This window comes from Burkholderia sp. Ac-20379, assembly GCF_017104645.1.
Taxonomy (GTDB): Bacteria; Pseudomonadota; Gammaproteobacteria; order Burkholderiales; family Burkholderiaceae; genus Burkholderia.
Map to the genome: position 1 here is coordinate 1 of NZ_JAAGPF010000570.1, position 2,778 is coordinate 2,778.

Here is a 2,778-nt window from a genome sequence, read left to right on the forward strand (position 1 = left end):
ACGGCGGCCGTGGCCGGCCCGCCGAGCGCGGACGGTTGGGACAGGGAATTCAGTTGACGGTACAGCGCCAGGTATTGCGCGCCCATCTGCGACCAGCCGAAGTCGTTCATCAGCGTGCGCGCGGCGGCGCCCATCTCGCGGCAGCGCTCGCGCGAGCGCGCCAGTTCGCCGATCGCGCCGGCCAGCGCGGCCGGATCGTCGGGATCGTCGAGCACGATGCCGCAGTCGGCGTGGATGATCTCCGCGCCGCCCGCGGTCCGCGCCGTGACCACCGGCAGCCCGGCCGCCATCGCCTCCAGCAGCGACAGGCTCATCGCCTCGTAGCGCGACGGGAACACATAGGCGTCCACTGACGACATCAACTGCGGCATGGTCTTCACGAGGCCGAGGAAATGCACGCGCGAGGCGATGCCGAGCGCGCGCGCCTCCTCGGGATACGGGCTGCCCGGCAGGAAGCCGGCCACCGCCAGGTGCACATGCTCGGGCAGTTGCGTGAGCGCCTTCAGCACCGTGCCGAGGTTCTTGCGCGGCGTGCGCAGGTCGCCCACGAACAGCAGCATGAACGCATCCTGCGGCAGCCCGTAGGCCACGCGGTCGGGCCGCGCGCCGCCGAACGCCTGCGCGTCCACGCCGTTGTAGATCACGCCGATGCGCGCCGAATCGATGCCGATGCGGCGGATCTCGTCGGCCACCTTGCCCGACACCGCGACGATCGCGCGCGAGCGCCGGTAGGCCCAGCGCTCGAGCACGGTGTTGGCGCGCGTGTAGACGTACTGATAGGCCGACCAGATGCCCTTGGCCGGCGAGAACGGGTAATAGCGGCTCGCGAACCAGCCGCCGTGCACGAAGTGGGCGGTGTTGACGTCGGCGCGCACCCACGAGATGAAGCCGTTCACATGCAGCACATCGAATTCGTGGCGATGGCGGTTGATCCACAGCGCGCTCTTGAGCGCGAACACCTGCTGGCGCAGCAGGTTGCTCGGCCAGAAGCGGCCCGGCTGCACCGCAATCCAGCGCACGCGCGGATGCTCGAGCAATTCCGGCGCGACGTGCGATGCGATCAGCGTCACCTCGCATTGCTCGGCAAGCGCCGCCCGGGCAATTTCGTAGTTGACGCGCCCTTGTCCGTCGTTGTGACGAACCGTATGCGTGACGATGGCAATTCTCACAGTCCTGCTCCCCGTATGCGTTTGGCGGCCGCGCGCTGGATTTTTTGCCAATGCGACGCGGCCAGGATCGAAAACAAACTCATGAACAGCAACAAGCCTCCCGTGCCGATCAGGGAATTCGTGAACACGAGCATCGCGAAGATCGAGATCGCGAGGCTCACGCAGGCGGCCACGTATTTGTCGTCGCGCATCCGGAACGACACGCGCAGCGCACGCGCGAGCAGCCACAGCGTGCCGGCCAGATAGAGCAGCGAACCGGGCCAGCCGAGCACGAACGGCACGTTCATGACGCCGCTGTCGAAGCTGCCGTACTTGCCCAGTTCGCCGCTGTCGCTCGACAGCTTGGTGGACGCGCCGGTGGCGCCCATGCCCTCGCCCGACACGTCGGTGAACGCCGTCTGCGCGAAGGTCGCGTAGAACTTGTTGCGGTCGTCGTAGCTGCGGTCGTCCTTCAGGTTGGTGATCGATTCGAGCCGCTGGCCGAGGCGGTCGGCCACCGGCCCCACCGTCAGCAGCGGCACCGACAGCCCGGCCAGCACCATCGCGCCCACCACCATGCGCACCCGCACGCGGTTCGACGATTTGGCGAGTTGCACGATCAGCGCGATCACCCAGCCGCCCCAGGTGGAGCGCACCAGGCACAACATGAACGCGATGAAGCCGGCCGCGCCGGCCAGCCAGCGCACGCGCTGCGTGGCGGCCAGCATGAACACCAGCGCGCCCATCATCGCGAACGCGAACGGCCCCGACGAATTCATCGTGCTGAACACGCGCACGCCGTACGGCACCGGCTCGCCCTGCGAGGCCATCTGCGAGCCGACCATCCACAGCACGTCCCAGGCCGGCATGATGAAGAACTGCACCATCCCGTAGCCGCCCATCACCAGCATCCCCCACACGAACGTGGAGACGATGGTGTCGCGGTATTCGGGGTAATCGCGCGCGTTCACGGCGATGTGGAAACCGATCAGGATCGGGTAGACCCAGTTGGCCAGGTCGTAGGTGGCGGCCAGCAGCCCCGACGACACCAGCCCGACGAAATACGCGTAGGCCAGGCCGAGCAGCATCATCAGCATCGGCAGGCCGCGCCGCTGCGCGAGCACGCGGTAATGGCGGATCAGCCCGAGCCCGCAGATCATCGTCACGGCCAGCGGCGCGATCTGGATCAGGCTGGTGGGCGTGTACGAACCGCGCGACCAATCCGCGAGCCGCCGCACCTCGGGCGCGAGGAACCACAGCCACCAGACGAAGCCCACGTAGCGCGCCGGGCTGCGGAAATACAGCCACAGGCCGGTGGCGATCGACAGCGCCGGAAACGCGAGCGTAAGGATCGAGCCCTGGTGCGCGAGGATCAGCAAACCGGTCAATGTCCACAGGCCGGCCTGCGCGGCCCAGTGCCTCGGCTCGGTCGCGAACCGGCGCTTGCGGCCGCGCTTGCCGCCGCGCTTCGGGCTGACAAAGGCGCCGACCGTCGGCGGCGCCGGCGGCCGATTCGGCGGCTGATCGGGATAGGCAGGCGTGCTCATGATCCGCTCGGCTTCAATGCGACGAGGTTCGCGAATCGGCGAGCGGCAGCGGCGCCGCGCCGCCGGCGGCCGCCGCGCGCCCG

The 2,778-nt window shown here is 68.6% G+C and carries 2 protein-coding genes; both read right to left on the reverse strand.

Annotation, left to right across the window (positions count from 1 at the left end; translation table 11 throughout):
- A partial coding sequence (locus tag G3N92_RS32815; RefSeq protein WP_206131679.1) for a glycosyltransferase family 4 protein occupies positions 1-1,169 on the reverse strand: 1,169 nt, incomplete at its 3' end.
- On the reverse strand, positions 1,166-2,695 hold the full coding sequence (locus G3N92_RS32820) for a glucose-6-phosphate isomerase (protein WP_241015177.1): 1,530 nt from the start codon (positions 2,693-2,695) through the stop codon (positions 1,166-1,168). The genes G3N92_RS32815 and G3N92_RS32820, both read right to left, overlap by 4 nt.
- Positions 2,696-2,778 lie beyond the last annotated feature (83 nt).

Bases quoted from the DNA above. Each gene is read 5' to 3' on its own strand.
- G3N92_RS32820 (WP_241015177.1), bottom strand. From the start codon at position 2,695: ATGAGCACGCCTGCCTATCCCGATCAGCCGCCGAATCGGCCGCCGGCG.